A 4,457-nucleotide genomic window follows, 5' to 3' on the forward strand; every position below is an offset into this window, starting at 1 on the left:
CGTTAAAACTCAAAGTCGGCACAATCAAAATTATGATTTAATTCAGCTTTTTAGCGTCTGGTTTTGGTTTGCAAAGGTAAGTCGAGTAAGCTATTGGTATCGCAAACTTAACCCTTTGAGCCTTAAACATAACAAGGCGTTTAAGCGGGATTCATGCCGCGTGGCGTTTTTGTTTTGCAGCGAGTTTTGGTGGTGAAAGTGGTCTGCGGAAGCTTGGTTTATGCGGCATTCACCCCTTAACGCAGCGTTATAAGCAATTTTAGGAAAGTATGTAGTAATGGAAAATTTAAGTAGTGGTCAAAAAAGTTCATTTACTCGTCTACGTAATCAAATCAAAGACGAATTTGAAGCCCTAATTGCTGAAATTAAAGAGAAGCGTGATCAAATTGAAGAAATGAGAGTGCTTCTTTTAGAGGACGATGATGATGGTATATCAATTCAATCTGAGGTATTAAACGCCAGAGAAGAAGCAAACAAAAAACTAGAAGAAATTAGCGCGCTGTTAGAGAACACAGAAGAAAAATATGAGCTAATAACAAATTCTCATGATGGTCTAGTCCCAAGCATTGAATCTATACACACTGATATCAAGGGTGTGTACGATGAATGCTATGCGTTGATGAAATCCTTCAACCAATCTTCCGAGTTGTTATATGGTCATCAAAATGATGGGTTAGAGTCAAAGCTAAGAACTTTAGCAAAAGACTATGAGTCAAGTCTAAAAACCAATAGAACTAAAGCGGAAGAACTTTTACTTCAAATTGAAGGGGCCCTTACTGGTGCCACAAATGTTGAACTTGCTAAAGCATTCCAAGACCAAAAAAATTCATACAAGCTGCCTAAAAATGGTTGGGCTATTTTATTCATCTTAACTATTGGTTTCATGATCTATCTTGGCTTAGATGCAGCTTCAATTTCTAGCCAAGGCTCTCAGTATTTGTACGACTTAGGTAAACGCTTAATGGTCTTCGGTCCATTGATATGGCTAGCTCTATTCGCCAGCAAGCAACAGGCGCAGAACAAGCGCCTTGAGCAAGAATACGCTCACAAGGAAGCCGTAACTAAAACCTTTGTAGGGCACCAGCGCCAAATTGAAAAGCTCGCTGAAAGTGATGAGAAAGACTCGTTACTTGTTCAACTTGCACAAACAACGATTAACACAATTGATTTCAACCCAAGCTCGACCTTGGAAAAGTCTAACCCTAAGAAAGACTTACCAGCATCAGAACTGTTAGATCTTGCAAAAAAAGCTGTAGATAAAGTGGGCAAATAATTGCTTATAACAAACAATTTAAGAGTGATTCAGCACGCTTGGCACTTTTGGTTTGGGTTAAGTTCAGTGTTTACGGCGGTTAAATTAGGTGTCGTGGTCGCGTGCTTCACACCTTAATTGGGCGTTATGTGAATGGAGCTCATCTTGAAAATATCAGTAGTCAAAAGTGGTGAAATTGAGGCACATGAAGCTTCAATTAATGCACATCTAAACTCAGTTTTTGTTCAAGATTCTACAGTCAATTTTAACCACGAATTCGTTTGTGCCGTTGTCATTGAAGACGACAGTCAGATTGTTGCTACCGGCTTTGCTTACAGTCGGTTAATGTCACAGGGCTTTATCAACTTCAAAGCTGGCATAGTTGGCGGTATAGCAGTTGCACCAAATAAGCGTGGCTTGGGTTTTGCCAAACTTGTCGTAAAAGAACTGGATAAATATTTGGTGTCTTTTGGTGTAACTCATTCATTTCTCTTCGCTTACGAGCCAGATGTCTATCGAAGTTCAGGGTATTCAGAGTTAGTTTGTCCTATTCATTACTACGATATACAGCAGAAAAATTGGAACGAGTTTGTCTACCGTGGAGGCATGGTTAAGACTTACAATGTTGGTGACGCTCTAAGCAATCAAGTCATTGAGTTTAATGGTTGTGTCTACTGAGCCTGCTGGAAAAATTCACATAACAAGGCGTTCAAGAGGGATTCATGCCGCATGGCATTTTTGGTATGCGGTGAGTTTTAGTGATGAAAGTGGTCTGCAGGAAGTTGGTTTGTGCGGCATTCACCCCTTAACGCGGCGTTATGCTTAATCAAGTAAAATCAGTTGGTTATGGTTTTTCTTTGTTCCCTTGGCTTTTCAGTTTGGTGTTTGTCGGCAAGTTGGCTTTTGTGAGCGCTGCTTTTCGGACTCTTATTCTTTGGCGCTAGAAATTCAGAGAATAGCCTCATTCAATTGTCGGGTAAGCGCGAGGTTGTGGCGGTTGGCTCAATCAGAAATCCATTTCTAGGTTTTCAAACTTCAAACTGGATTTGCCAAAATTCTGAGCCTGATTATCAAAACTATGATTCATTTCGGTTTTCTACGTTTTGGCTTTTGTTTGTGAATCAAAGTCGAGTTAATCTTGGTTCTGATCAAACTTAACCCATTGAAGCTTAAGCATAACAAAGCGTTTAAGAGGGATTTGGCACGCGTGGCATTTTCGATTTGCGTTGGGTTCAGTGATTAAGTCGCTGTGCGGTAGCTTTTGTGGTGCGTGCCTGCACCCCTTAACGCGGCGTTATGTTTAATCACGTAAAATCAGTTGGTTGCATCTCTTCTTTTCATTCTCGGCTTTCTAATTTTGCTCTTGTCGGCAAGTTAACCTCATTGGGCGCTGTTTTCTGGACTCCAATTCTTGGGCGCGAAAAATTCTGAGAGTTGCCTCATTAAAGCTCAGTGCATTTGTGAGTCGAATAAAGCGTCTTTGTTTCAAAGTTTCAACTCCAGTTTTCGGCTTCTCACGCTAAAACTCAAAATCATTAGAATCAAATTTATGAGTTAATTCAGCTTTTTAGCGTCTGGTTTTGGTTTTCAAAGGTAACTCGAGTTAAGCTCTTGGTATCGCAAAACTTAACCCTTTGAGCCTTAAACATAACAAGGCGTTTAAGTGGGATTCATGCCGCGTGGCATTTTTAGTTTGCGGTGATTTTTGTGGTGAAAGTGGTCTGCAGAAGCTTGGTTTAGGCGGCATTCACCCCTTAACGCGGCGTTAGGTTAATCTATTCAACGTAGGGAGTAATAAATGGAATTTGTCCCCGTAAATATCGAAACGGAGGGTACTCTCGATTTGTGTGTTCAATTTCGTCGTGATGCACATCTCGTAAGTTTTGGAGATGACACCAACTTTAATGTCGGCGAGACTAAAGCGTGGTTTACAAAGCTAAACACATTTGACAATTCTGGCTTTTATCATGTTTTCAAAAACAATGAGGTTATAGGTCAAATAGAATTCCGAAATGGCTTGCTGGATGAGCAAGGAGTGAAGTTCGGCTACATTAACTTACTGTATTTGTTACCAGAATATCGCAACAAAGGTTTAGGTAGTGAGCTAGAAGACTTTATATTCGCTCAGTTCAAAAACGAGCGATGTGCGTACGCTCACTTGCGCTATATACCTACTAATTTACAAGCAGTTAGTTTCTATCATAAGCATGGTTGGACTGCTGTGGGGGACATTGGCGAGCGCGGACAATTAGCAGAAAAACGATTAACCTAACAAAGCGTTAAAGAGGGATTCATGCCGCGTGGCATTTTTGGTATGCGGTGAGTTTTGGTGGTGAATGTGGTCTGCGGGAACTTGGTTTAGGCGGCACTCACCCCTTAACGCGGCGTTATGCCTAAGGTGAAATTGATGATTAAGCAGCTTGATGTAAATGAAAAATCTGTGGTTGAACTGTCAGAGCGTTGCTTCGACGAACTTCGTCAAGTTTACAGGCCAACTGAGCTCGCAGTTAGCAATAAAAACAGCGCTAAAAGTGAGTGGAGTTGTTTTGGTTTCCATGTTGATGAGGTTTTAGTTGGAGTAGTTGAAGCTAAACAGGTTGGTTCAGAATTACAGCTTAGCTCGCTAGCAGTTGCACCAAGTTTTCGCCAAAAAGGTGTAGCTAGAAAGCTCGTCGATTTCGTTGTTACACAGTTTAAGCGTATTAACTCAGTCTCGGTTTGGTGTGTTGAGCAAACAGGTAATGTCGCTGTTTTTAAGGCACTAGGCTTTAATGTGGTTCAACGTTTTGATTCAGACTTTTTCATACTTTCCGATGGTTCAAAAGCGGTAGAAGTTCACTTAAACAAAAAGTAACGGCATAACAAAGCGTTTAAGAGGGACTTGGCACGCGTGGCATTTTCAATTTGCGTTGGGTTTAGTGGTTAAGGTGTTATGCGGTCACTTTTGTATTGCGTGCCTGCGCCCCTTAACGCGGCGTTATGCTTAATCAAGTAAAATCAGTTGGTTATGGTTTTTCTTTGTTCCCTTGGCTGATTGGTTTTGTGTTTGTCGGCAAGCCGGCTTTTGTGAGCGCTGTTTTTCGGACGCATATTCTTTGGCGCTAGAAATTCAGAGAATTGCCTCATTCAATTCTCGGGCAATCGCGAGGTTAGGGCGGTTGGCTCAATCAGAAATCCATTTTAGGTTTTCAAACTTCAAACCAGA

General features: G+C 41.1%; 7 protein-coding genes and 1 pseudogene. All 8 read left to right on the forward strand.

The features are described from left to right. Positions 1-196 (forward strand): annotated as a pseudogene (locus tag CIK04_RS33135) (hypothetical protein); the annotation flags it as partial. An 81-nt stretch (positions 197-277) separates the two neighbouring features. Then, positions 278-1,273 carry a hypothetical protein gene (locus CIK04_RS01705; protein WP_097353694.1) on the forward strand — a complete coding sequence of 332 codons (996 nt, stop codon included), beginning with the start codon at positions 278-280 and terminating at the stop codon, positions 1,271-1,273. 144 nt (positions 1,274-1,417) lie between these two features. Continuing rightward, the gene (locus CIK04_RS01710) at positions 1,418-1,930 is read left to right on the forward strand and encodes a GNAT family N-acetyltransferase (RefSeq protein WP_097353698.1); all 513 of its coding nucleotides are present in this window, start codon (positions 1,418-1,420) and stop codon (positions 1,928-1,930) included. A gap of 19 nt (positions 1,931-1,949) precedes the next feature. Beyond that, the gene (locus CIK04_RS35425) at positions 1,950-2,078 is read left to right on the forward strand and encodes a DUF3265 domain-containing protein (protein WP_332870188.1); all 129 of its coding nucleotides are present in this window, start codon (positions 1,950-1,952) and stop codon (positions 2,076-2,078) included. An 808-nt stretch (positions 2,079-2,886) separates the two neighbouring features. Next, positions 2,887-3,021: a DUF3265 domain-containing protein gene (locus tag CIK04_RS01725; protein ID WP_081096094.1), complete on the forward strand. Its 135-nt coding sequence runs from the start codon at positions 2,887-2,889 to the stop codon at positions 3,019-3,021. A gap of 29 nt (positions 3,022-3,050) precedes the next feature. After that, complete coding sequence (locus CIK04_RS01730) at positions 3,051-3,524, forward strand: GNAT family N-acetyltransferase (RefSeq protein ID WP_061051369.1); 474 nt, start codon at positions 3,051-3,053, stop codon at positions 3,522-3,524. Positions 3,525-3,541: 17 nt separating this feature from the next. Beyond that, a complete protein-coding gene (locus CIK04_RS01735) occupies positions 3,542-3,649 on the forward strand; it encodes a DUF3265 domain-containing protein (protein WP_232708707.1) in 108 nt (35 codons plus the stop codon). A 10-nt stretch (positions 3,650-3,659) separates the two neighbouring features. Then, the gene (locus tag CIK04_RS01740; RefSeq protein ID WP_176463272.1) at positions 3,660-4,106 is read left to right on the forward strand and encodes a GNAT family N-acetyltransferase; all 447 of its coding nucleotides are present in this window, start codon (positions 3,660-3,662) and stop codon (positions 4,104-4,106) included. Positions 4,107-4,457 lie beyond the last annotated feature (351 nt).

The organism is Vibrio sp. 03_296, from assembly GCF_002265885.1.

Bases quoted from the DNA above. Each gene is read 5' to 3' on its own strand.
- CIK04_RS01740 (WP_176463272.1), top strand. From the start codon at position 3,660: ATGATTAAGCAGCTTGATGTAAATGAAAAATCTGTGGTTGAACTGTCA.
- CIK04_RS01705 (WP_097353694.1), top strand. From the start codon at position 278: ATGGAAAATTTAAGTAGTGGTCAAAAAAGTTCATTTACTCGTCTACGT.
- CIK04_RS01730 (WP_061051369.1), top strand. From the start codon at position 3,051: ATGGAATTTGTCCCCGTAAATATCGAAACGGAGGGTACTCTCGATTTG.